This is a genomic window from Thauera mechernichensis (genome assembly GCF_029588855.1).
Taxonomy (GTDB): domain Bacteria; phylum Pseudomonadota; class Gammaproteobacteria; order Burkholderiales; family Rhodocyclaceae; genus Thauera; species Thauera mechernichensis.
In genome coordinates this window covers 39,807-63,042 of record NZ_JARQZE010000018.1, presented here as the reverse complement: position 1 = coordinate 63,042, position 23,236 = coordinate 39,807, and the positions used below count along the sequence as shown (strand labels likewise).

Below are 23,236 nucleotides of genomic sequence, written 5' to 3'. Positions count from 1 at the left end.
GGCAAGCCATGAGCAGCACGATCGAAAAAGTCTGGGCCACCCTCGAGCACCTCACCGATCCCGAGATCCCGGTGGTGACCCTGCGCGAGCTGGGCATCCTGCGCGAGGTGCGCGAGACCGACGCGGGCATCGAGGTGGTCATCACGCCGACCTACAGCGGCTGCCCGGCCATGGGCCAGATCGAGGACGACGTGCGCGCAAGCCTGGACCAGGCCGGCATCGCAGCGCGGGTGATCACCCAGCTCGCGCCGGTCTGGACGACCGATTGGATGAGCGACGAGGCCAAGGAAAAGCTGCGCGTCTACGGCATCGCCCCGCCCCACCGCACCTGCGGCAGCGGCGGCGACGTCAGCGTGGTGCACTTCGTGCGCCGCGTGCAGGCCGAGCCCGTAGCCTGCCCGCGCTGCGGCTCCATCCACACCACGGTCACCTCCCAGTACGGGTCGACGGCGTGCAAGGCACTGTACAAGTGCCTCGACTGCCAGGAGCCCTTCGACTACTTCAAACCCTATTAAAGCCGGAGCCCAAACGCCATGTCAGCACTCCGTTTCCAAGAACTCGCCGTCAAGCGCGTGAGCCCAGAGGCCGCCGGCGCGGTGGCAATCACGTTCGACATCCCGCCTGCCGAGCGCGAACGCTTCACCTTCGAGCCGGGCCAGTTCCTCACCCTGCGCGCCACCATCGACGGCCAGGACATACGCCGCAACTACTCGATCAGCAGCCCGCGCAGCCGCCTGGCCCGCGATGGCGAACTCGAGATCGGCATCCGCCCGGTCGAGGGCGGCCTGTTCTCGAACTGGGCCACGCGTGCGATCAAGGCCGGCGACACCCTTCAGGTAATGCCGCCCGATGGACGCTTCGTGGTCAGGAAGAAGCGCGCACTGCACCGCGTAGGCTTTGCCGCCGGCTCGGGCATCACCCCGATCCTGTCGATCGCCGCGACCACGCTCGAGGAGCAGCCGGACGCCAAGTTCACGCTCATCTACGGCAACCGCCGCATGTCCACGGTGATGTTCAACGAGGAGCTGCAGGACCTCAAGGACCGCTACCGTGACCGCTTGACGATGATCCATGTGCTATCGCGTCAGGCCCAGGAGGTCGACCTGCTGCAAGGCCGCATCGACGGTGACAAGGTGCGCGCCATCATCGGCGCCCTGCTCCCCGTGGGCAGCATGGACGAAGTCTTCATCTGCGGCCCCGATGAGATGATCACGGCCACCGAATCGGCTCTGGTCGAGGCCGGCGTGCCGGCGGACCGTATCCGCACCGAGCGCTTCACCGTCAACCTGCCCGCCGGCGCCCAGCCCGTCGGCGCATCGAGCAGCGCCGAAGCCGCCGCCGCCGCAACCAAGGACATCACCATGACCCTGGTGCTCGACGGCAAGGAACACGAGATCGCCATCGGCCCGGACGACCACCTGCTCGACGCCGCGCTCAACGCCGGCCTAGACCTGCCGTTCTCGTGCAAGGCGGGCGTGTGCTGCACCTGCCGTGCCAAGGTGCAGGAGGGCGAGGTGGTGATGGACAAGAACTTCACCCTCGAGGCGGCCGAAGTGGCCCAGGGCTTCGTGCTCAGCTGTCAGGCACGGGCGACGACCAAGCGGCTCAAGATCAGCTTCGACGAACGCTGAGCGCGCGGGGCGGCAGAAGGCCCGCGGCGCGCATCGCCCCAGTGGACGCGGCGCGAGCCGCGAGGGGTTGAAGGCGATCGCGGCAACTGCCCTGCCCGCATCCGTACCCTTGCAACGGCCGTCTCGACGGCCGTTGGCGTTTTCGAGGCGAGGCGCCAGCGGACGCTTACTGATACACATCAACAAAGAAAATCAATTTATCTGGTATCACTTAAGCCCTAGCCACCTCTGCGCCCACCGCCATGTCCAGCCACCACGCCCTGAGCACCGCCTTCGAACCGGCGTCGATCGCCGTCATCGGCGCTTCGGACTCACCCGGCTCGGTCGGCCGCATCATCTTCCGCAACCTGGTCGAGGGCGGCTACCGCGGCACGCTGCACGCGGTGAACCCGAAGTACGAGCGCATCCAGGACCACCCCTGCCATCGCTCGATCGAGGACATCGGCCGCCCGGTCGACCTCGCCATCATTGCCACGCCCGCGCGCATGCTGCACAACGTCACTGCCCAGTGCGGGCGCAGCGGTGTGCGCAATGCCATCATCGTCGGCGCCACCGGGCGCACACTCGAGCGCCGCATCATCGAGACCGCGCGTGAAAGCGGCTTGCGCCTGCTCGGCCCCGGCAGCCTGGGTATCGCCCGCCCGGGCAGCGGGCTCAACGCCGCGCTCACCCGCATCGCGGTCAAGCCGGGCGAAATCGCCCTGGTGTCGCAGTCGGGCGCACTGTGCTCGGTCGTGCTGGACTGGGCCTCCACACAGGGCGTGGGCTTCTCGTCGGTGATCTCGCTCGGCGGCACCGTGGACATCGATTTCGGCGAGATCCTCGAATACCTGACCCACGACCCGCAGACGCGCTACATCCTGCTCTACGTCGACCACATCCGTAATGCCCGCCACTTCATGAGCGCACTGCGCTCGGCGGCACGCATCAAGCCGATCATCGTGCTCAAGGCGGGCCGTCACGGCGCGGACGAGAACGACACGACCGCAGCTGCACACGGTGGACTCGCCGACGTGGTTTTCGACGCGGCCATGCGCCGTGCGGGGGTGGTGCGGGTCAACAATCTCGACCAATTGTTCTTCGCCACCAAGGCGCTCTCCTGCGGCTTCCGTCCGCGCGAGGACAGCCTCGCCATCGTCTCCAACGGCAGCGGCCCGGCCGACCTCGCTGCCGACCGCGCCAAGGACCTCGGCACCACCCTGGTCAATCTCGGCTCGCCCACCATCGCGGCACTCGAGCGCCTGGGCGGACGCGAGCGCCGCAGCCACAACCCGCTCGACCTCGGCGGCGACGCGAGTCCGCAACGCTATCGCGACGCCATCCTGGCACTCGCCGAGGACGCCGCAGTGACCAACCTGCTGGTAATCCTGTCGCCGCATGCCCTCGTGGAGCCGGTCGAAGTCGCCCAGGAGATCATCGACCTCTCGGCGCAGCTCCGGCTCAAGCTGTGCTGCTGCTGGATGGGCGGCGGCCAGGTGGCCGAGGCGCGCAGCCTGCTCGAACAGGCCGGCATCCCCGTATTCAGCGCCCCCGAGGCCGCGGTCGAATTGCTCCACGACATCTCCCGCTTCCATCACAGCCAGACACTGCTGCTGCAGACCGCGGGCGGCGGCGCGGCGGCCTACCGTCGCAGCGGCGGGGCACGCGTGCTGATCGAAACCTTGCTCAACCAGCGCCGCCACACCCTGTCGGCGATGGAGTCCAAGGCCCTGCTACGCAGCTACGGCATCGCGGTCACGCCCACCACGGTTGCCCACGATGCCACGCAGGCCCTGTTCGTCGCCGAGCAGGTCGGCTTCCCGGTGGCGATGAAGGTCGACGCTGCCGAGCTTGCCAGCAAGTCGGAGTCGGGCGGCGTACGCCTCAACATCAACACCGCCGAATCGGTGTGGAGCGCCTACCACGACATCGTCGATGCGGTCCGCCTGCGCCACCCCGAGGCGCACATCACTGGCGTAGCGATCGAGCCCTACCTGTACCGGCCGCGCGCCCGCGAGTTCAGCATCCAGGTCGTGCGCGACGCCATCTTCGGCCCGGTGATCAGTCTCGGGCCAGAGGACGCCTCGGCGCCACGCACCTTTGCGCTGCCGCCGCTCAACCCGGTGCTGGCGCGCGACCTCATCGACACGGCCATGCCGACTGCGCCGCGCGGCCCCCGCAGCCCTGCGGGCACGCTCAACCGCGCCGCCGTCGAGCAGGTGCTGGTATCGGTGTCCGACCTGGTGTGCGAATTGCCCTGGGTGCGCGAACTGGAGATCGGCCCGCTCATCATCGACGCTGAGGGTGCAGTGGCGGCGGACGCGCGCGTCGTCATCGACCAGGGCCTGCCTGCCGGCAGCGACCGCTATGCCCACATGGCGATCCATCCCTATCCGCTGCACCTCGTCCAGGACTGGAAGGTCGGCGACGGCCGCGCCGTGCGCACCCGCCCGATACGCCCGGAAGACGCCGGGCTGCTGCTGGCCTTCTTCAACGGCCTGAGCGCCGAGACCCGCTACATGCGCTTCATGGAGGAGCTGGACGAACTCAGCCCGGCGATGATCGCGCGCTTCACGCAGATCGACTACGACCGCGAGATGGCACTGATCGCCACGACGCCCGACGACGCGGGTACCGAGCAGATGATCGGCAGCGCGCGCTATGCGCTCGCTGCCGATGGCGAGTCGGTCGAGTTCGCCCTCGTCGTCGCCGACGGCTGGCAGCGCTTCGGCCTCGGCCGCCGACTCATGGGGGCGCTCATCGAAGTCGCCCGCGCCAAGGGCTATCGCAGCATCTTCGGCGACGTGCTCGGCAACAACCCGAAGATGCTGCGCCTGATGCACGGCCTCGGCTTCCTGGTCCAGCCCCACCCCGAGGAGAGCGCGCTGCGGCGGGTGGTCAAGGCGCTGCACGGCAAGTGAGCGCTCCCGCGCCGCAGCCTCAGCCGAGTGCTGCCTCGAGGCGTTCGCAGATCGTGCGCAGCACCTTGATGCGGGCGAAATGCTTGTCGTCAGCCTCGACCAGGGTCCACGGCGCGTACTCGGTACTGGTGCGATCGACCATGTCGCACACCGCACGGCTGTACTCGTCCCACTTGTCGCGGTTGCGCCAGTCCTCCTCGGTGATCTTGAAGTGCTTGTGCGGCTCGGATTCACGCTCCTTGAAGCGGGCGAGTTGCTCGTCCTTGCTGATCGCAAGCCAGAACTTGACGACAACCGCGCCGGCACTCGCCAGTTCGTCCTCGAAGTCGTTGATCTCGGCGTAGGCACGCATCCAGTCGGCCTCGGAACAGAAGCCCTCGACGCGCTCGACCAGCACACGGCCATACCAGGAGCGGTCGAATACGACCACCTTGCCGCGCCGCGGCAGGTGGCGCCAGAAGCGCCACAAGTAGGGCTGGGCGCTTTCCTCGTCGGTCGGCGCCGCGACCGGGATGACGCGGTACTGGCGCGCATCGAGCGCGCCGACCACGCGGCGGATCGCGCCGCCCTTGCCCGCCGCATCCATGCCTTCGAACACCAGCACCAGCGCGCGCGTGCGAAACGCCGGCGAGCGCGACAGCAGGGCAAGTCGCCCCTGCAGGCGCTCGAGCTGGTCGTCGTAGTCCTTGCGTTTCATGTCCTGGCGCACGAGCGCGTCGAGCACATTGAGCCCATCGACGCGCGGCGGCAGCGGCGCGACCGACAGCCGGGGCGTCCAGTGCTGGGATGCGGCATCGAGCCGACGGCGCAGCGCCGACAACAGCGTGCGGCCGACGAACAGGGCTCGGTAGTTGGCGTCCGAGCCATCCACGATCAGCCAGGGCGCCGCAGCCGTGCTCGTCGTCCGCAACACATGCCCCGCCACCTCCCGGTAGCGTTCGTAGAGGTTGTAGTAGCGCCAGTCGCGCTCGGTCACCCGCCAGCGCGTGCGCGGATCCTTCTCGAGCGCCTTCAGGCGCGCCTTCTGTGCGTCCCGCGGCAGATGGAACCAGAACTTGATCAGCAGCACGCCCTCTTGCGCGAGCATCGACTCGAAACGGCGGATGTCGTCGAGGCGCTTGTCGAGCTCGGCCTTCTTCGAGGTCCGGTCGACGCGCTCGAAGATGGGCTGGGTATACCAGTTGCCGAACATGACGGCGATCTTTCCGCGCGGCGGCAGCGCCCGCCAGAAGCGCCACATGTAGGGTCGCTCCGACTCCTCCGCGCTCGGCGCGTCAAACGCCCAGGTCTGGATGTGGCGCGGATCCATCCACTCGTTGAGCAGGTTCACCGTCTCACCCTTGCCGGCCTTGTCGACGCCATTGACGAGGACGACGACGGCGAACTGCCTGAGTTCGAGCAGGTCCAGCTGCGCATCGAGCAACTCTGCACGCAATGCCGGCACCGCCTGGCGGTAGGTGTCCTTGTCGGTGCTGTGGCCAAGCTCTGCGGATTCGAACATTCCCCTCCCCCTTCGATCTTCGTTGTCGCGCCGCGGGCGCTATGCGGACCTGCCGATCCGTTCAGTAGTCGCCCCAGCGCGCCTGCAGCACCGCCAGCGCCGCCAGACCTGCGGTCTCGGTGCGCAGTACGCGGGGGCCGAGCACGATGCGCCGGCAGCCAGCAGCATCGAAAGCAGCCAGTTCGCCCTCGCTCCACCCCCCCTCGGGACCGACAAGCAGGTGAACCGGCCCAGCGGGCGGCGGCTCTTGCGCAAGCCCCACCCGCCCACCCGGGGCCAGCACGAAGTTGGTCGCCGCCCTGTTCGCGGCGAGCCATTGCAGCACCGGCTGCATCGGCCGCAACTGGGGAATGCGGTTGCGACCGCACTGCTCGCAGGCCGACACCGCGACCTGCTGCCAATGCACCAGCCGCTTGTCCGCGCGCTCGCCGGCCAGGCGCAACACCGAGCGCTCAGCCTGCACCGGCTGGACAGCGGCGACGCCAAGCTCGACCGCCTTCTGCACCACCCAGTCCATCTTGTCGCCCGTGGCCAGGGCCTGCACCAGCACCACCTGCAGCGGCGACTCGCGCTCGATGTCGCGCCGCGCCCCGAGACGCGCGAACGCGGCCTTGCCGCGCACCACCAGCTCGGCCTCGACCTCGCCGCCATGGCCGTCGAAAAGCACCAGACCAGCCCCGTCCGGCAGCCGCAGAACACGCACCGCGTGGTGTGCCAGCGCCTCCGGCAGGGCGACCTCGCCACCGTCCGGGAGGCGACCATCAAAGTGGAATCGTGAAATCATCGTAAAATTATAGGCCCGAGCATCGCTCCCCCGAGCGCAAGGAGTTCCGCATGCCCACTGCAGCCATACGCCTGTCCCGCGCCCGCGCCCTCGAATCGATGGTGCGCGAGGTGGCACGCGAGGAAATCCTGCCCCGTTATCTCAAGTCCGCGCGCAACCGCAAGGAGGACGGCTCGCTCTTCACCGAGGCCGACGTCGAGTCCCAGCGCCGCTTCAGCGAGGAGCTGCCGAAGCTGCTGCCCGGCGCGGTGCTCGGTGAGGAAATGACCGCGGCCGAGCAGGCCCACCTGTGGAACGAGGGCGCTCGCGGCCTGTGGTGCATCGACCCGATCGACGGCACCACCAACTTCGCCAACGGCATCCCGCTGTTCGCAGTGTCGATCGCCTACCTGATCGACCACCAGCCGGTGATCGGTGTCGTGTACAACCCGATCACCGACGAATCCTTCTACGCCGCCCGCGGTGCGGGCGCCTTCCTCAACGGCGCCGAGCTGCCGCTGCGCAGCGGCGCCGTCAGCCTGCGCGACGCCGTCGCCGGCGTGGACTTCAAGCGCATCAGCCACCACCTGGGCGACGAACTCGCGGTGCGCCCGCCCTACTACTCGCAGCGCAACTTCGGCTCCAGCGCACTCGAATGGTGCTTTGTCGCCGCCGGCCGGCTCGATGTCTATCTGCACGGCGGACAGATGCTGTGGGACTACGCCGCTGGCCGTCTCATCCTCGCCGAGGCCGGCGGCCAGGCCGAAGCGCTCGACGGCGGTGAGCTCATGGCCGGTCCAGCCATCAAGCGCGGCGTGATCGCAGCGGTCACGCCCTCGCTATTCACCGAGTGGTCGGCGTGGGTGAAGGGACGCTCCTGAGCGCCCCCGCTCCTCTGCACGCACCCGCGAATACATCCAAGCCCGCAACACCCCACAGCCGTCGGCCGTAGGCGGAGACCCCCCATGTCCATGAAGCACCCCATCATCGCGGTCACCGGCTCTTCGGGCGCGGGCACCACCACGGTCAAGCACACCTTCGAGGCGATCTTCCATCGCGAGAACGTGAACCCCGCAATCGTCGAGGGCGACAGCTTCCACCGCTACACCCGTGCCGAGATGAAAGCCCTCATCGAGGACGCCGAACGCGCAGGCCAGCGCGGCATCAGCCACTTCGGCCCGGAAGCCAACCTGCTTGCCGACCTCGAGAGCCTGTTCCGCTCATACGGCGATGCCGCCACCGGTCGCCGCCGCTACTACATACACAACGAGGCGCAGTCGATGCGCTGGAACCTGCCGATGGGTACCTTCACCGAATGGGAAGACCTGCCGGTCGGCACCGACTGCCTGTTCTACGAGGGCCTGCATGGGGCAGTCGTCACCGACAGTTCCGATGTGGCGCGCCATGTCGACCTGTTGATCGGCGTCGTGCCCACGATCAACCTGGAGTGGATCCAGAAGCTGCACCGCGACACCAAGCTGCGCGGCTACACCGCCGAGGCCGTGCAGGACACCATCCTGCGCCGCATGCACGACTACGTGCATTACATCGTGCCGCAGTTCGCCCGCACCCACATCAACTTCCAGCGCGTGCCGGTCGTCGACACCTCCAACCCCTTCATCGCCCGCGACGTGCCGACCCAGGACGAATCCATGGTGGTGATCCGCTTCAAGGATCCGCGCGGCGTCGACTTCCCCTACCTGCTGCGCATGATCCACGACGCCTTCATGAGCCGGGCCAACACCATCGTGATTCCGGGCGGCAAGCTCGACCTGGCCATGCAACTGATCCTCACGCCGCTGATCTGGAAGCTCATGGAACGACGCCGGCAGTGGGTATGAAAGCGCTCAAGTCAGCCCCCGACGCGCCGTTAGCAGCATGAACGGCGCCGTCCGCGGGACTGCTGCCCCACCCCGACTCACAAGGATCGACCAGCCATGCCCGGAATGTTGTCCAGCCTTCGTGCAAAGCTGCTGACCGCCACGCTTGCAGTGGTGGCTACAGGTTTCACCGTCACCATCGGCGTGATGTCCTACCAGAGCTACAACGCCGTGCTCGAGCAAGGTGACATTCGCGCCAAGCGCACCGCCGAGCTCGCAGCCAAAACCGTATCGCAGCACCTCGACCATTCGATGACCACCGCACTCGGCCTGCGCCATGTGCTCGAAGGCCTGCGCAGCCACGGCGCGACCGACCGCGATGCGGTCAATGCCATCCTGCGCCGCCTGCTCGATGGCAATCCTGCCCTGCTTGGCCTGTTCACCGGCTGGGAACCCGATGCCTTTGACGGTGATGACGAACAGTTCGCCAACACCCCCGGTCACGATGCCAGCGGCCGTCTGGTGCCTTACTGGAACCGGGGCGACGGCAGCCTCGCAGTGGAGCCGCTGGTCGACTACGACCAGGCAGGCGCCGGTGACTATTACCAGACCCCCAAGCGCACCGGCCAAGCGTTTGTATCCGACCCGTACGAATACGAGGTGGGGGGTCGCAAGATGCTCATCGCCTCGCTGGTGCACCCCATCATGGTCGGGGGCCGCTTCCACGGCATCGCCGGCGCGGACATCGCACTCGATGCGATGGGTCAATGGCTTGGCGGCATCAAGCCTTTCGGCGTAGGCCATGTCACCGTCCTCAGCCAGTCGGGGACCATAGTCTATGGCCCCGACCGCAGTGCGGTCGGCAAGATGGCAAGCACGCTGCCGGCTGCGGCGCTCAATGCCCTGGCCCGTGGGGAAGAGTACCGTTGGCTGGACGACGCCGGCATCAGCCACTTCCTCGAACGCATCGACATCAAGGGCGCCGAGCGCGCATGGGGAGCGATCGTATCGGTACCCCAACAGGTCATCACCGCATCGGCGGATCAACTGCTGCGCACCGCAATCATGCTCGGCCTGCTCAGCCTGGCGCTGACTGCCGGCGTCATCTTTACCCTGTTGACCGCACTGACGCGCCCGCTCAACCAACTCGCAGGGGCGATGGAAGAGCTCGCAGGTGGCGAGGGCGACCTCACCCGTCGCCTGGACATTCGCAGCAACGACGAACTCGGGCGTGTCGCTGGCAGCGTCAACGCCTTCCTGAGCACGCTGCAGCGCATGTTCGTCGAGGTTCGCGACCAGAGCACGACCCTGGAGCACGGCCTGCGCACAGTCACCCAGGCAACCCAGCAGGTCGCGAGCAGCTCGCGCACCCTGGCAGGCACCTCCAGCAGCAACGCTGCCACCGTCGAGCAAGTCACCGTCTCCATCGGACATATCGCCGAACACGCCCGCGAAGCGGACGAAACCATGCTCCATACAAGCGCAGTGTCGCGTCGCAGCGCAGCGGCGGTGGGCGCCATGGAACAGCAGATGCAAGGCATTGGCTCCACAATGGAAGGACTTGCCGCCTCGCTCAGCGGGCTGGAGCAGCGCTCGGAGCAGATTGCCGGGGTCGCCCAGGTCATCCGCGACATCGCCGACCAGACCAATCTGCTGGCGCTCAATGCGGCCATCGAGGCCGCCCGGGCAGGCGAACAGGGTCGTGGCTTCGCCGTGGTCGCCGACGAGGTGCGCAAGCTGGCCGAACGCACCGGCTCAGCCACGCTGGAGATTCGTGCCACCATCGAGTCCATCCGCAACGAAACACAGGCGGCGGTCGACGGCATGAAGCAGGCTCGCAAGGCCGTCGACCTGGGGATGGTCAAAGCGCACGAAGTCGCCGGCGAGATCGGATCGATCGAGACACAGATGGACCAGGCGGCAGGGCGTGTCAGGGAGATCGCCGAAGCCACCCAGGAGCAAAGCGCCGCCGCCACACAGCTGGCACAGTCGATCGAGGAGGCCTCGCTCATGGTGCAAACCACCGATGAAGCCATTCAGGACGCCTCGAACACCATCGACGAACTCGGACAGACTGCCGAACGCCTCGGCAAGCTGGTGGGGCGCTTCCGTCTCTAGCATTCCTTCGACATATCCCCCCGCAGTTGGCGCCAGCGCGCACAATTGCGGGGCCGTGGTTCCTGAATTTCCAAAAATGCCGAGGTTTCAGCGATAATTCTGGTTTTTTCCAGCCGCCCCGGCGGCGTCGAGGCAACCATGTCGCAGTCCAGAAACGTCAAGCCCCCGGTTTTCAACCCGCTTACCGGCGCCATCCGCGCGCTGGCGATGGATGCCGTGCAACAGGCCAACTCCGGCCATCCGGGCGCGCCGATGGGCATGGCCGAGATCGCCGAGGTGCTGTGGCGCCACCATCTGCGCCACAACCCGGCCAACCCCAAGTGGGCCGACCGCGACCGCTTCGTGCTGTCGAACGGCCACGGTTCGATGCTGATCTACGCGCTGCTCCACCTCACCGGCTACGATCTGCCGATCGAGGAGCTCAAGCGCTTCCGCCAGCTGCACAGCAAGACCCCGGGCCACCCGGAATACGGCTACGCCCCCGGCGTCGAGACCACCACCGGCCCGCTCGGCCAGGGCATCACCAACGCCGTCGGCATGGCACTCGCCGAGAAGATCCTCGCCGCCGAGTTCAATCGGCCTGGCCATGAGGTCGTCAATCACAACACCTATGTATTCCTGGGCGACGGCTGCCTGATGGAAGGCATTTCGCACGAGGCCTGCTCGCTCGCCGGCACCTGGGGCCTGGGCAAGCTCATCGCCTTCTACGACGACAACAACATCTCCATCGACGGCCACGTCGAGGGCTGGTTCACCGACGATACCCCGAAGCGCTTCGAAGCCTACGGCTGGCAGGTCATCCGCGACGTTCAGGGCCACGACCCGGTCGCCATCGAAGCCGCCATCCAGCAGGCCAAGGCCAACACTGCCCAGCCCACGCTGATCTGTTGCAAGACCATCATCGGCGCCGGCGCTCCCAACAAGCAGGACAGCCATGATGTGCACGGCGCCCCGCTCGGCGCCGCCGAGATCGAGGCCGCGCGTGCCCACATCGGCTGGAACCATCCCCCCTTCCACATCCCGGCCGACGTCTACGCTGCCTGGGACGCGCGCACCAAGGGCGCCTCGCTCGAAGCGCAGTGGAATGCCAGCTTTGCCGCCTACCGTGCAGCCCACCCCGAACTCGCCGCCGAGTTCGAGCGCCGCATGGCCGGCGAGCTGCCCGCCGACTGGGACAGCCACGTCGCAGCGGTGCTCGCCAAGGTTGTCGACAAGGCCGAGACCATCGCCACCCGCAAGGCCAGCCAGAACAGCATCGAAGCCTACGCCCCCAAGCTGCCCGAACTGCTCGGCGGCTCGGCCGACCTCGCTGGCTCCAACCTCACGCTGTGGTCTGGCGCCAAGGGTGTCAGCAGGGCCAGCGGCGGCAACTACGTGTATTACGGCGTGCGTGAGTTCGGCATGGCGGCAATCGCCAACGGCGTCGCGCTGCACGGCGGCCTGATCCCCTACACCGCCACCTTCCTGATGTTCAGCGAGTACGCGCGCAACGCCTTGCGCATGGCCGCGCTGATGAAGGTGCGCCAGATCTTCGTGTTCACCCACGACTCGATCGGCCTCGGCGAGGACGGCCCCACTCACCAGCCGGTGGAGCAGACCGCCACCCTGCGCCTGATCCCCAACATGGACGTATGGCGCCCCTGCGACACCACCGAATCGGCAGTGGCCTGGGCGAGCGCGATCGAACGCAAGGATGGCCCGACCAGCATGTGCTTCTCGCGCCAGAACCTGCCCTTCCAGGCGCGTACGGCGGAACAGGTCGCCGCAATCCGCAAGGGCGGCTACGTCCTGTCGGAAGCTGAGGGTGGCAAGCCGCAGGCGGTGATCCTCGCCACCGGCTCCGAAGTCGCCCTCGCCATCGCTGCGCAGCAGGCCCTGGCCGAACAAGGCGTCGCGGTGCGCGTGGTGTCCATGCCCTCGACCAACGTCTTCGACCGTCAGGATGCCGCCTACAAGGCCAGCGTGCTGCCCGCCGGCCTGCCGCGCGTCGCGGTCGAGGCCGGCAGCACCGACGGCTGGTACAAGTACGTCGGCCTCGAAGGTCGTGTCATCGGTATCGACCGCTTCGGCGAATCGGCACCCGCCGGCGAGCTGTTCAAGTATTTCGGCATCACCGCGGATGCGGTCGTGCAGGCAGTGAAAGCGGTGCTCTGAAGAAGGCCTGGCGCGGGAGCGGCTCCGGAAACGGACCGCTCCCGCTGCACATCAAGGCACGGACCGGCGCGGGCCGGCAGCGCATCAACAAGGACATACACCCGGTTTTCCACTCTTACCTTCATTCCAGGGAGAAGCATCGATGAGCATCAAGGTCGCCATCAACGGTTTCGGTCGTATCGGTCGCTGCACGCTGCGCGCCATCTACGAGCAGGGCCTGCAGAACGAATTCGAAGTGGTCGCCATCAACGCCTCAGGCGATCTGGCCACCAACGCCCACCTGCTCAAGTACGACACCACGCATGGCCGCTTCGCCACCTCGGTCGAGACCGAAGGCGAGAACTGCATCATCATCGATGGCAAGAAGATCCCCTTCTACTCCACCAAGGACCCGAAGGGCGTCAACTGGGGCAGCCACGGCGTTGACGTGCTGCTCGAATGCACCGGCGCCTACACCACCAAGGCCAAGGCCCAGGCCCTGCTCGACATGGGTGCCAAGCGCGTGCTGATTTCCGCCCCGGGCGGCGATGACGTGGACACCACCATCGTCATGGGCGTGAACGAAGAAGTGCTGCGCGGCGACATGACGGTCGTCTCCAACGCCTCGTGCACCACCAACTGCCTGGCCCCGGTTGCCAAGATCCTGGCCGACAGCGTCGGCATCAAGCAGGGCCTGATGACCACCATCCACGCCTACACCAACGACCAGGTCACCGTGGACGTGCGCCACAAGGACCTGCGCCGCGCCCGCGCCGCCGCCGCCAACATCATCCCGACCAAGACCGGTGCCGCCAAGGCCGTTGGCCTGGTGCTGCCGCAGCTCGTCGGCAAGGTCGATGGCTTCGCGCTGCGCGTGCCCACCATCAACGTGTCGCTGGTCGACCTCACCTTCACCGCCGAGCGCGCCACCACCAAGGAAGAGATCAACGCACTGATGACCACCGCCGCCAACGGCCCGCTCAAGGGCATCCTGGCGGTGAACAACGAGCCGCTGGTATCGTCGGACTTCAACCACACCACCGTCTCGTCCACCTTCGATGCCACCCAGACCCGCGTCATCAAGGGCGAGGACGGCTCGGTGCTGGTCAAGGTGCTGGCCTGGTACGACAACGAGTGGGGCTACTCCTGCCGCATGCTCGACGCCGCGCGCGCCTTCTACAACGCCAAGTAAGCCGGCCACCGATAGCACAACCCCAACGCCCTGCCCTGCAGGGCGTTTTCACGAGCCTGATACGACCATGCAAGTCAAGAAACTCACCGAACTCGACGTCAGCGGCAAGAAGGTGTTCATCCGTGCCGACCTCAACGTGCCGCAGGACGAAGCCGGCAACATCACCGAGGACACCCGCATCCGCGCCTCCATTCCCTCCATTCGCTACTGCCTCGAGCACGGCGCTGCAGTGATGGTCACCTCCCACCTCGGCCGCCCCACCGAAGGCGAACTGCGCGCCGAAGACTCACTGATGCCGGTCGCCGTACGCCTGGGCCAGCTCCTCGACAAGCCGGTACGGCTGATCCAGGGCTGGGTCGACGGCGGCTTCGAAGTCAAGCCGGGCGAGGTCGTGCTGCTCGAGAACTGCCGCTGCAACAAGGGCGAGAAGAAGGACAACGAAGAGCTCGCCAGGAAGATGGCCGCGCTGTGCGACATCTACGTCAATGACGCCTTTGGCACCGCTCACCGCGCCGAAGCCACCACCCACGGCATCGCCCGCTTCGCCCCGGTCGCCTGCGCGGGCATCCTGATGGGCGCCGAGATCGACGCGCTGTCCAAGGCGCTGCACAACCCGGCCCGCCCGCTGGTGGCGATCGTCGGCGGAGCCAAGGTGTCGACCAAGCTCACCATCCTGCGCACGCTGGCCGACAAGGTCGACCAGCTCATCGTCGGTGGCGGTATCGCCAACACCTTCCTGCTCGCCGCCGGCAAGCGCATCGGCGAGTCGCTCGCCGAACCCGAGATGGTGCGCGAGGCGCAGCAGGTGATGGACATCATGAAGGCACGCGGCGCCGAAGTGCCGCTGCCTGTGGACGTGGTCGTGGCCGACGAGGTCTCGGCGCTCGCCCGTGCCAACCGCATTTCGGTGGACGAAGTCGGCCCCCACGACCGCATCCTCGACTTCGGCCCGAAGAGTTCGGCGCGCCTGGCGGACATCATCGCCCACGCCGGCACCATCGTCTGGAACGGCCCGGTCGGCGTCTTCGAGCACCCGCAGTTCGCCGGCGGCACCAAGATGATGGCCTCGGCCATCGCCCACTCCGAAGCCTTCTCGATCGCCGGCGGCGGCGACACCCTGGCGGCCATCGCCAAGTTCGACATCGCCCAGGACGTCGGCTACATCTCCACCGGCGGCGGCGCCTTCCTCGAATTCCTCGAGGGCAAGACGCTGCCCGCGATCGCGGCGCTGGAAGAACGCTTCGCAGCCTGACCCAGGCCACAGCCTGCGCCATCGAAAGGCCGTCCCACGCGACGGCCTTTTTCTCGTGCGGCGCTAGAATGCCGGCTGACAAGCGCTTTCAGGCCTGCCGCCCCCCAGCCATCACGTACCCCGCCTCGCTGGAGTCCTACATGTCCCGCCACACCAAGATCGTCGCCACCCTCGGCCCCGCCTCATCAGACCCCCACGTCCTGCAACGCATGGTCCAGGCCGGCGTCGATGTGGTGCGCATGAACTTTTCCCACGGCAAGGCCGAGGACCACGTCGCGCGCGCCGAGGCAATCCGCGAGGCCTCGGCACTCGCCGGTCGCCCGGTCGGCATCCTCGCCGACCTGCAAGGTCCCAAGATCCGCGTCGGCAAGTTCGCAGACGGCCGGATCACACTCACCAAGGACCAACCCTTCATTCTCGACGCGCGCTGCGAGCTCGGCAGCGGCGAGCGTGTCGGACTCGACTACAAGGACCTGCCCAAGGACGTCAAGCCGGGCGACGTGCTGCTGCTCGACGACGGCCGCCTCAAGCTCACCGTGCAGCGCGTGCTCGGCCACGAGATCCACACCACGGTGAAGGTGGGCGGCGAGCTGTCGAACAACAAGGGCATCAACCGTCAGGGCGGCGGGCTCACCGCCCCCGCGCTCACCGCCAAGGACATGGATGACATCCGCACCGCAGCGCAGATCGGCGTGGACTTTGTCGCCGTGTCCTTCCCCAAGAGCGCGGCCGACATGTACATGGCCCGCCAGCTGCTGCGCGCCGCCGGCAGCAGCGCGGTGCTGATCGCCAAGATCGAGCGCACCGAGGCCGTCGCCAACCTGGAGGAGATCCTAGGCGCCTCCGACGGCATCATGGTGGCGCGCGGCGACCTCGCAGTCGAGGTCGGCGACGCCGCCGTGCCTGCCCTGCAGAAGAAGATGATCCGCGCCGCGCGAGACCGCAACAAGCTCACCATCACCGCCACGCAGATGATGGAATCGATGATCACCAGCCCGGTGCCGACGCGCGCCGAGGTGTCCGATGTCGCCAACGCGGTGCTCGACGGCACCGACGCGGTGATGCTGTCGGCCGAGACCGCCGCCGGCAAGTACCCGGTGGAAGTCATCGAGGCGATGAGCCGGGTCTGCCTGGAGGCCGAGAAGTCGTCCGAGATCGGACTGGACCGCGAGATGCTCAACCGCGTGTTCTCCCGCATCGACCAGTCGATCGCGATGGCGGCAATCTGGACCGCCTACCACCTCAAGGTCAAGGCCATCGCCTCGCTCACCCAGACCGGGTCGACCGCACTGTGGATGAGCCGGCTCAATGCCGGCGTGCCGATCTATGCCCTCACCCCGGAGGTGACGGCGCGCAATCTGATGACGCTGTACCGCGAGGTGCACCCGTTGCTGATGAGCCAGACCCACCAGGACCGCGACGTACTGCTGTGGGAGGCCGAACAGGTCCTGCTCGAGCAGGGCGTAGTCGACTACGGCGACCTCATCGTGCTCACCATCGGCGAGCCGATCGGTGCCTCGGGCGGCACCAACACGCTCAAGATCGTGCGCGTGGGCGAACACCACCGCCCGGGCACCCTGGACGACCGCCTCTGAAGCCCGGCCGCCTGCCCCATACCTGTCGCGCCGGCATGACGCATGCACCGCGCGACAGGATAAAATAACGACTTTCGAACATCGAACCGCCGGTCACCGGCGCCCCCTCCCGGAGAAACCCATGCCCCTCGTTTCCATGCGCCAGCTGCTCGACCACGCGGCCGAACACAGTTACGGCCTGCCCGCCTTCAACGTGAACAACCTCGAACAGGTCCAGGCCATCATGGAAGCGGCGGCCGAATGCGACAGTCCGGTGATCATGCAGGCCTCGGCCGGCGCGCGTAAATACGCCGGCGAAGCCTTCCTTCGCCACCTCATCGACGCCGCCGTCGAGGCTTATCCGAACATCCCCATCGTCATGCACCAGGACCACGGCCAGTCGCCGGCGATCTGCATGGGCGCGATCCGCTCCGGCTTCTCCAGCGTGATGATGGACGGCTCGCTGCTGGAAGACGGCAAGACGCCTTCCTCCTACGACTACAACGTCGCCGTCACCCGCGAAGTGGTGAAGTTCTCGCACGCCATCGGCGTCAGCGTCGAAGGCGAGCTCGGCTGCCTCGGCTCGCTCGAGACCGGCCAGGCCGGCGAGGAAGACGGTGTCGGCGCCGAGGGCACGCTCGACCACAGCCAGATGCTGACCGACCCCGACCAGGCCGCCGACTTCGTCAAGCAGACCGACTGCGACGCACTTGCCATCGCCATCGGCACCAGCCACGGCGCCTACAAGTTCAGCCGCAAGCCCACCGGCGACATCCTCGCCATCGAGCGCGTCAAGGCCATCCATGCCCGCATTCCCAACACCCACCTGGTGATGCACGGCTCGAGCTCGGTGCCCCAGGAGCTGCTCGAGATCATCCGCCAGTACGGCGGCGACATGAAGGAAACCTACGGCGTGCCGGTCGAGGAGATCGTGCAGGGCATCAAGTACGGCGTGCGCAAGATCAACATCGACACTGACATCCGCCTGGCGATGACCGGTGCAGTGCGCAAGTTCCTGGTCGAGAATCCCTCCAAGTTCGACCCGCGCGAGTTCAACAAGCCCGCGCGTGAAGCCGCCAAGCTGGTGTGCAAGGCCCGCTTCGAAGCCTTCGGCTGCGCCGGCATGGCCAGCAAGATCAAGGCGATCTCGCTCGACAAGATGGCTGCGCGCTACAAGGCAGGCGAGCTGACGCAGATCGTGCGCTGAGCCGACGCGGCTTTCCAGTCAGATCGAAACGCGCCCACGTGGCGCGTTTTCTTTTTTGCGCTGGCCTCAGCGCTCCATCGCCCGCATCCGCGCCGCCCCCTCGGTCTGCAGGAACTCCAGCAACGCGTCGAGCGCGGGCGTCATTGGCCGGTCGGTGCGCGAGACCACGTTCCACTCGCGGATGACCGGCGTGTCGGCTACATCCAACCGCACCAGGCGCCCGCTTTCCACCTCCATTGCAAAGGTGTGATGCGACAGGAAGGCGATGCCCATGCCGGCCATCACCGCCTGCTTCAGAGTCTCGTTGCTGCCGAGCTCGTCCGCCGCCAGCGGCTTGACGCCGTGCGCGCGCAGGAAGCGCTCGAGGTTGTCGCGCGTGCCCGAGCCCTGCTCGCGCAGCAGCAGGCGCTCGTCGGTCAGCGCCGCGGGCGGGATGCGCTTGCGTCCGGCCAGGCGGTGGTCCGGGCGCGCCACGAAGGACAGCCGGTGCGGAGCGAAGGGAATCCGGCGCAGGTCGATGCCGCGCGGCGGCTGTCCCATGATCGCCACGTCACAGCGCTGTTCCTGCAGCAGCGTGCGCACCCGCTCGCGGTTCTCCACCGCCAGGCGGAAGGTGATGTCCGGGTGGCGACGACCGAACTCGGCCAGCAGGTGCGGCACGAAGTACTCCGCAGTCGTGATCGCCACCACGTCCAGCGTGCCGGCCGCCACGCCCATGCGCGCCTTCAGCTCGACCTCGGCCAGTTCTAGCGCCTGCAGTGCCTGGCGCGCCGCCCGCGCCACGATCTCGCCCGCCGGGGTGAGGTGGATCTCGCGCCGGCCATCGACCAGCACCTGGCCCACGATCGCCTCCGCGTCGCGGATCTGCATCGAGATCGCCGGCTGGGTCAGGTGCAGCAGGCGTGCGGCCTGGGTGAAGCTGGCGCTGTCGGCCACCGCCACCAGGGCGCGGAGCTGCCTGAGGGTAAGGCGCTGGGCGAGCTTCATCAGAAAACCTTATCTCAATAAGCCAGAAAACCTCATTTGAGCTTATTAAAGCACCGCCCTATTGTCCAGTCACCACCGCTTGCAAGTCACCGCTTCACAGCCCCTGGCAGCACACAAACGGAAGGAGACACGACATGGGCGCCGCAGAAAACCCGCAACAGATCCTCGACCCCAAGAAGCGCTACCAGGCCGGCGTGCTGAAGTATGCGCAGATGGGTTACTGGAACCCGGACTACGAGCCCAAGGACACCGACGTGCTCGCGGTCTTCCGCATCACCCCGCAGGAAGGCGTCGATCCAATCGAAGCGGCCGCTGCGGTCGCCGGCGAATCCTCCACCGCAACCTGGACCGTGGTGTGGACCGACCGCCTCACCGCCTGCGACAAGTACCGCGCCAAGGCCTACCGCATCGAGCTGGTGCCCGGCCAGGAGGGCCAGTACTTCTGCTGGGTCGCCTACGATCTCGACCTGTTCGAGGAAGGCTCGATCGCCAACCTCACCGCGTCGATCATCGGCAACGTGTTCAGCTTCAAGCCGCTCAAGGCCGCACGCCTGGAAGACATGCGCCTGCCGGTGGCCTACGTGAAGACCTTCCGCGGCCCGCCCACCGGCATCGTGGTCGAGCGCGAGCGCCTGGAGAAGTACGGCCGCCCGCTGCTGGGCGCGACGATGAAGCCCAAGCTCGGCCTGTCCGGCAAGAACTACGGCCGCGTGGTGTATGAGGCCCTGCGCGGTGGCCTGGACTTCACCAAGGACGACGAGAACATCAACTCGCAGCCCTTCATGCACTGGCGCGACCGCTTCCTGTACTGCATGGAAGGCGTCAATCAGGCCGCGGCGCAGACCGGCGAATCCAAGGGCCACTACCTCAACATCACCGCGGGCACCATGGAGGAGATGTACAAGCGCGCGGAGTTCGCCCGCGACCTCGGCTCCTGCATCGTCATGATCGACCTCATCGTCGGCTGGACCGCGATCCAGTCGATGAGCAACTGGTGCCGCGACAACGACATGATCCTGCACCTGCACCGCGCCGGCCACGGCACCTACACCAGGCAGAAGAACCACGGCGTGTCCTTCCGCGTCATCGCCAAGTGGCTGCGCCTGGCCGGCGTCGATCACATGCACGCCGGCACCGCGGTCGGCAAGCTCGAAGGCGACCCGATGACGGTGCAAGGCTTCTACAACGTCTGCCGCGACATGGTGACCAAGCAGGATCTGCCGCGCGGCCTGTTCTTCGACCAGGACTGGGCCAGCATCAAGCGCGTGATGCCGGTGGCCTCGGGCGGCATCCACGCCGGCCAGATGCACCAGCTGCTCGACCTGTTTGGCGACGAGGTCGTGCTGCAGTTCGGCGGCGGCACCATCGGCCACCCGATGGGCATCCAGGCCGGCGCCACCGCCAACCGCGTCGCGCTCGAGGCCATGGTGCTCGCCCGCAACGAAGGCCGCGACATCGCCAACGAAGGCCCACAGATCCTCGCTGACGCCGCCAGGTGGTGCCAGCCGCTGCGCGCCGCCCTCGATACCTGGGGTGACATCACCTTCAACTACACCAGCACCGACACGTCGGACTTCGTGCCGACCGCCAGCGTAGCCTGAAGCTCAGCCCCATCCCGGAACCGAGGAGACCCATCATGCGCATCGCCCAAGGCTGCTTTTCCTTCCTGCCCGACCTCACCGACACCCAGATCGCGGCCCAGATCAACTACTGCCTCGACCAGAACTGGGCGGTCGCGATCGAGTTCACCGACGACCCCCACCCGCGCAACACCTACTGGAACATGTGGGGCCTGCCGATGTTCGACCTGCGCGACCCCGCCGGCGTAATGGGCGAACTCAAGGCCTGCCGCGAGGCCAAGCCCGAGACCTACATCCGCATCAACGCCTTCGACTCGACCAAGGGCTGGGAGACGGTACGCATGTCCTTCATCGTCCAGCGCCCCACCGCCGAGCCCGGCTTCCGCGTGATCCGCCAGGAAACGCAGGGCCGCAAGCTGCGCTACACGATGGAGAGTTACGCCGTCGGCCGCAACCCGGAAGGCGCGCGCTACAGCGCCTGACCCCAGACGACAGCAGGAGACGAGTCCATGAACGCCCCCGAGAAGGCCCCCGCCCCCGCCCGCATCGACCTCGGTGCCGAGTTCCGGGACGCCGGTATCGGCGAGGTGCTCGAGTCCCTCGAGCGCGACCTGGTCGGCCTCGCCCCGGTCAAGCGCCGCGTGCGCGAGATCGCCGCCCTGCTGCTCGTCGACCGCGTGCGCCAACGCCTGGGGCTGGCCACCGAACAGCCCTCGCTGCACATGAGCTTCACCGGGAACCCCGGCACCGGCAAGACCACCGTCGCCATGCGCATGGCCGAGATCCTGCATCGCCTCGGCTACTGCCGCCGCGGCCACGTCGTGGCGGTGACGCGCGACGACCTCGTCGGCCAGTACATCGGCCACACCGCACCAAAAACCAAGGAGTTGTTGAAGCGCGCCATGGGCGGCGTCCTCTTCATCGACGAAGCCTACTACCTCTACCGCCCGGAGAACGAAAAGGACTACGGCCAGGAGGCAATCGAGATCCTGCTGCAGGTGATGGAGAACCAGCGTGACGACCTGGTGGTGATCCTCGCCGGCTACGCCGACCGCATGGAGCGCTTCTTCGAATCGAACCCAGGCATGAAATCGCGCATCGCCCACCACATCGACTTCCCGGACTACAGCGACAGCGAACTCGGCGAGATCGCCCAGCGCATGCTCGCCGGCTGGAACTACCGCTTCGACGAGGCCGCCTTCAGCGCCTTCGACCAATACATCGCCCTGCGTCGCCGCCAGTCGCACTTTGCCAACGCCCGCAGCATCCGCAACGCACTCGACCGCATGCGCCTGCGCCAGGCCCTTCGCCTGTTCGAATCCGGCGCCACGGTCGATGCTGAGGCGCTCACCACCATCACCGAATCCGATGTCCGCGCCAGCCGTCACTTCCAGCAGGCCGAGGCCGGCTGAACGCGAGCCGCACCCATAACGACAAGCACCGTTCCGGCACCACGCCGGGGGAGACAGACCATGTTCAACCTCGACCGCAGCACGCTCACCGAATACCTGATCGAACACCGCCGCCGCACCCCCGAGGCCACCGGCGAATTCAACGCTCTGATCCTGCAGATCGCCCAGGCATGCAAGGCCATCTCGCGCGCAGTCGCCCACGGCGCACTCGCCGACGTACTCGGCAGCCACGGCAGTGCCAACGTGCAGGGCGAGGAGCAGAAGAAGCTCGACGTGCTCGCCGACGAGATCTTCCTGCGCGCCACGCACTGGGGCGGCGACCTCGCCGGCATGGTGTCGGAAGAGAACGAGGCCCCCATCCCGCTGCCCGCCAGCGACCAGCGCGGCAAGTACCTGCTTGCCTTCGATCCGCTCGACGGATCAAGCAACATCGACGTCAACGTTGCCGTCGGCTCCATCTTCTCGATCCTGCGCGCCCCCACCCCCGGCGAGGACGCCACGGCCGCGGACTTCCTGCAGCCCGGCCGCCGCCAGGTCGCCGCCGGCTACGCCATCTACGGCCCCTCGACGATGCTGGTGCTCAGCGTCGGCAACGGGGTCGCGGGCTTTACCCTCGACCCGATCATCGGCGAGTTCTATCTCACCCACCCCGGCATCCGCGTACCCCAGACCACGCGCGAGTTCGCCATCAATGCGTCCAACGCGCGCTTCTGGGAGCCGCCGGTAAGGCGCTACGTCGACGAGTGCCTGGCCGGGCGCAGCGGCCCGCGCGGCGTCGACTTCAACATGCGCTGGATCGCCTCGCTGGTGGCCGAGACCCACCGCATCCTGATGCGCGGCGGCGTCTTCCTCTACCCGCGCGACCGCAAGGACCCGGCCAGGCCCGGCCGGCTGCGCCTGCTCTACGAATGCAACCCGATCGGCTTCCTCATCGAGCAGGCCGGCGGCCGCGCCAGCACCGGCGTGCGCCCGACGCTAGAGGTCCGGCCCGAAAGCCTGCACCAGCGCATCGGCTTCGTCTTCGGGTCGCGGGAAGAAGTCGAGCGCATCGAGCGCTACCACCACGAACCGGTGATCGGCAGCGTGCAGGACGAGCTGCCACTGTTCCACGCCCGCTCCCTGTTCCGTGACACCGAATTCGCCCAATAGGGGCCGAGGGGAGACAT

The 23,236-nt window shown here is 67.2% G+C and carries 18 protein-coding genes; 15 read left to right on the top strand and 3 right to left on the bottom strand.

Annotation, left to right across the window (positions count from 1 at the left end; all coding sequences use genetic code 11):
• Nucleotides 1-8: 8 nt before the first annotated feature.
• The 3 genes from paaD (at nt 9) to P7F68_RS17155 (ending at nt 4,531) form a co-directional block, all read left to right on the top strand.
• Entirely contained in the window at nt 9-515 is a 507-nt protein-coding gene (paaD, locus tag P7F68_RS17165) for a 1,2-phenylacetyl-CoA epoxidase subunit PaaD (protein WP_277834966.1), read from the top strand.
• Between the two features lie 18 nt (nt 516-533).
• Nucleotides 534-1,631 (top strand): 2Fe-2S iron-sulfur cluster-binding protein, encoded by a 1,098-nt coding sequence (locus P7F68_RS17160; RefSeq protein ID WP_277834965.1) that lies wholly within the window; start codon nt 534-536, stop codon nt 1,629-1,631.
• 242 nt (nt 1,632-1,873) lie between these two features.
• Nucleotides 1,874-4,531: a bifunctional acetate--CoA ligase family protein/GNAT family N-acetyltransferase gene (locus P7F68_RS17155; RefSeq protein WP_002938945.1), complete on the top strand. Its 2,658-nt coding sequence runs from the start codon at nt 1,874-1,876 to the stop codon at nt 4,529-4,531.
• A gap of 19 nt (nt 4,532-4,550) precedes the next feature.
• Here P7F68_RS17155 and pap read toward each other — a convergent pair whose 3' ends face one another.
• On the bottom strand, nt 4,551-6,032 hold the full coding sequence (pap, locus tag P7F68_RS17150) for a polyphosphate:AMP phosphotransferase (protein WP_002929421.1): 1,482 nt from the start codon (nt 6,030-6,032) through the stop codon (nt 4,551-4,553).
• Between the two features lie 61 nt (nt 6,033-6,093).
• Nucleotides 6,094-6,816 (bottom strand): 16S rRNA (uracil(1498)-N(3))-methyltransferase, encoded by a 723-nt coding sequence (locus tag P7F68_RS17145; RefSeq protein WP_277834941.1) that lies wholly within the window; start codon nt 6,814-6,816, stop codon nt 6,094-6,096.
• Nucleotides 6,817-6,866: 50 nt separating this feature from the next.
• Here P7F68_RS17145 and P7F68_RS17140 point away from each other — a divergent pair, with 50 nt between their 5' ends.
• From P7F68_RS17140 to fba, 8 genes are all read left to right on the top strand, one after another.
• Nucleotides 6,867-7,676 carry an inositol monophosphatase family protein gene (locus P7F68_RS17140; RefSeq protein WP_002938948.1) on the top strand — a complete coding sequence of 270 codons (810 nt, stop codon included), beginning with the start codon at nt 6,867-6,869 and terminating at the stop codon, nt 7,674-7,676.
• A gap of 84 nt (nt 7,677-7,760) precedes the next feature.
• Nucleotides 7,761-8,636, top strand: a complete 876-nt coding sequence (locus P7F68_RS17135; RefSeq protein ID WP_277834939.1) for a phosphoribulokinase — start codon at nt 7,761-7,763, stop codon at nt 8,634-8,636.
• A 96-nt stretch (nt 8,637-8,732) separates the two neighbouring features.
• Nucleotides 8,733-10,733 carry a methyl-accepting chemotaxis protein gene (locus P7F68_RS17130; protein ID WP_277834937.1) on the top strand — a complete coding sequence of 667 codons (2,001 nt, stop codon included), beginning with the start codon at nt 8,733-8,735 and terminating at the stop codon, nt 10,731-10,733.
• A 138-nt stretch (nt 10,734-10,871) separates the two neighbouring features.
• Entirely contained in the window at nt 10,872-12,887 is a 2,016-nt protein-coding gene (gene tkt, locus P7F68_RS17125) for a transketolase (RefSeq protein WP_277834935.1), read from the top strand.
• 142 nt (nt 12,888-13,029) lie between these two features.
• Complete coding sequence (gap, locus tag P7F68_RS17120; protein ID WP_002938953.1) at nt 13,030-14,058, top strand: type I glyceraldehyde-3-phosphate dehydrogenase; 1,029 nt, start codon at nt 13,030-13,032, stop codon at nt 14,056-14,058.
• Between the two features lie 67 nt (nt 14,059-14,125).
• Nucleotides 14,126-15,310, top strand: coding sequence for a phosphoglycerate kinase (locus tag P7F68_RS17115; RefSeq protein WP_002929434.1), 1,185 nt, complete (start codon nt 14,126-14,128; stop codon nt 15,308-15,310).
• Between the two features lie 140 nt (nt 15,311-15,450).
• Nucleotides 15,451-16,905 carry a pyruvate kinase gene (gene pyk / locus P7F68_RS17110; protein ID WP_002938954.1) on the top strand — a complete coding sequence of 485 codons (1,455 nt, stop codon included), beginning with the start codon at nt 15,451-15,453 and terminating at the stop codon, nt 16,903-16,905.
• Nucleotides 16,906-17,026: 121 nt separating this feature from the next.
• Nucleotides 17,027-18,091: a class II fructose-bisphosphate aldolase gene (gene fba, locus P7F68_RS17105; protein ID WP_002929444.1), complete on the top strand. Its 1,065-nt coding sequence runs from the start codon at nt 17,027-17,029 to the stop codon at nt 18,089-18,091.
• 66 nt (nt 18,092-18,157) lie between these two features.
• Here the strand turns inward: fba and P7F68_RS17100 are convergent, their stop codons facing one another.
• Nucleotides 18,158-19,078, bottom strand: coding sequence for a LysR family transcriptional regulator (locus tag P7F68_RS17100; protein WP_002938955.1), 921 nt, complete (start codon nt 19,076-19,078; stop codon nt 18,158-18,160).
• Nucleotides 19,079-19,212: 134 nt separating this feature from the next.
• Between P7F68_RS17100 and P7F68_RS17095 the strand changes: the two genes are divergently transcribed.
• The 4 genes from P7F68_RS17095 to P7F68_RS17080 are packed head-to-tail and all read left to right on the top strand — an operon-like array spanning nt 19,213 to nt 23,219.
• Entirely contained in the window at nt 19,213-20,679 is a 1,467-nt protein-coding gene (locus P7F68_RS17095) for a form I ribulose bisphosphate carboxylase large subunit (protein WP_277834929.1), read from the top strand.
• Between the two features lie 35 nt (nt 20,680-20,714).
• Nucleotides 20,715-21,140 (top strand): ribulose bisphosphate carboxylase small subunit, encoded by a 426-nt coding sequence (locus P7F68_RS17090; protein WP_002938958.1) that lies wholly within the window; start codon nt 20,715-20,717, stop codon nt 21,138-21,140.
• A 27-nt stretch (nt 21,141-21,167) separates the two neighbouring features.
• Nucleotides 21,168-22,070 (top strand): CbbX protein, encoded by a 903-nt coding sequence (gene cbbX, locus P7F68_RS17085; protein WP_277834925.1) that lies wholly within the window; start codon nt 21,168-21,170, stop codon nt 22,068-22,070.
• 60 nt (nt 22,071-22,130) lie between these two features.
• A complete protein-coding gene (locus tag P7F68_RS17080; protein ID WP_277834923.1) occupies nt 22,131-23,219 on the top strand; it encodes a class 1 fructose-bisphosphatase in 1,089 nt (362 codons plus the stop codon).
• The last annotated feature ends 17 nt before the right edge of the window (nt 23,220-23,236 follow it).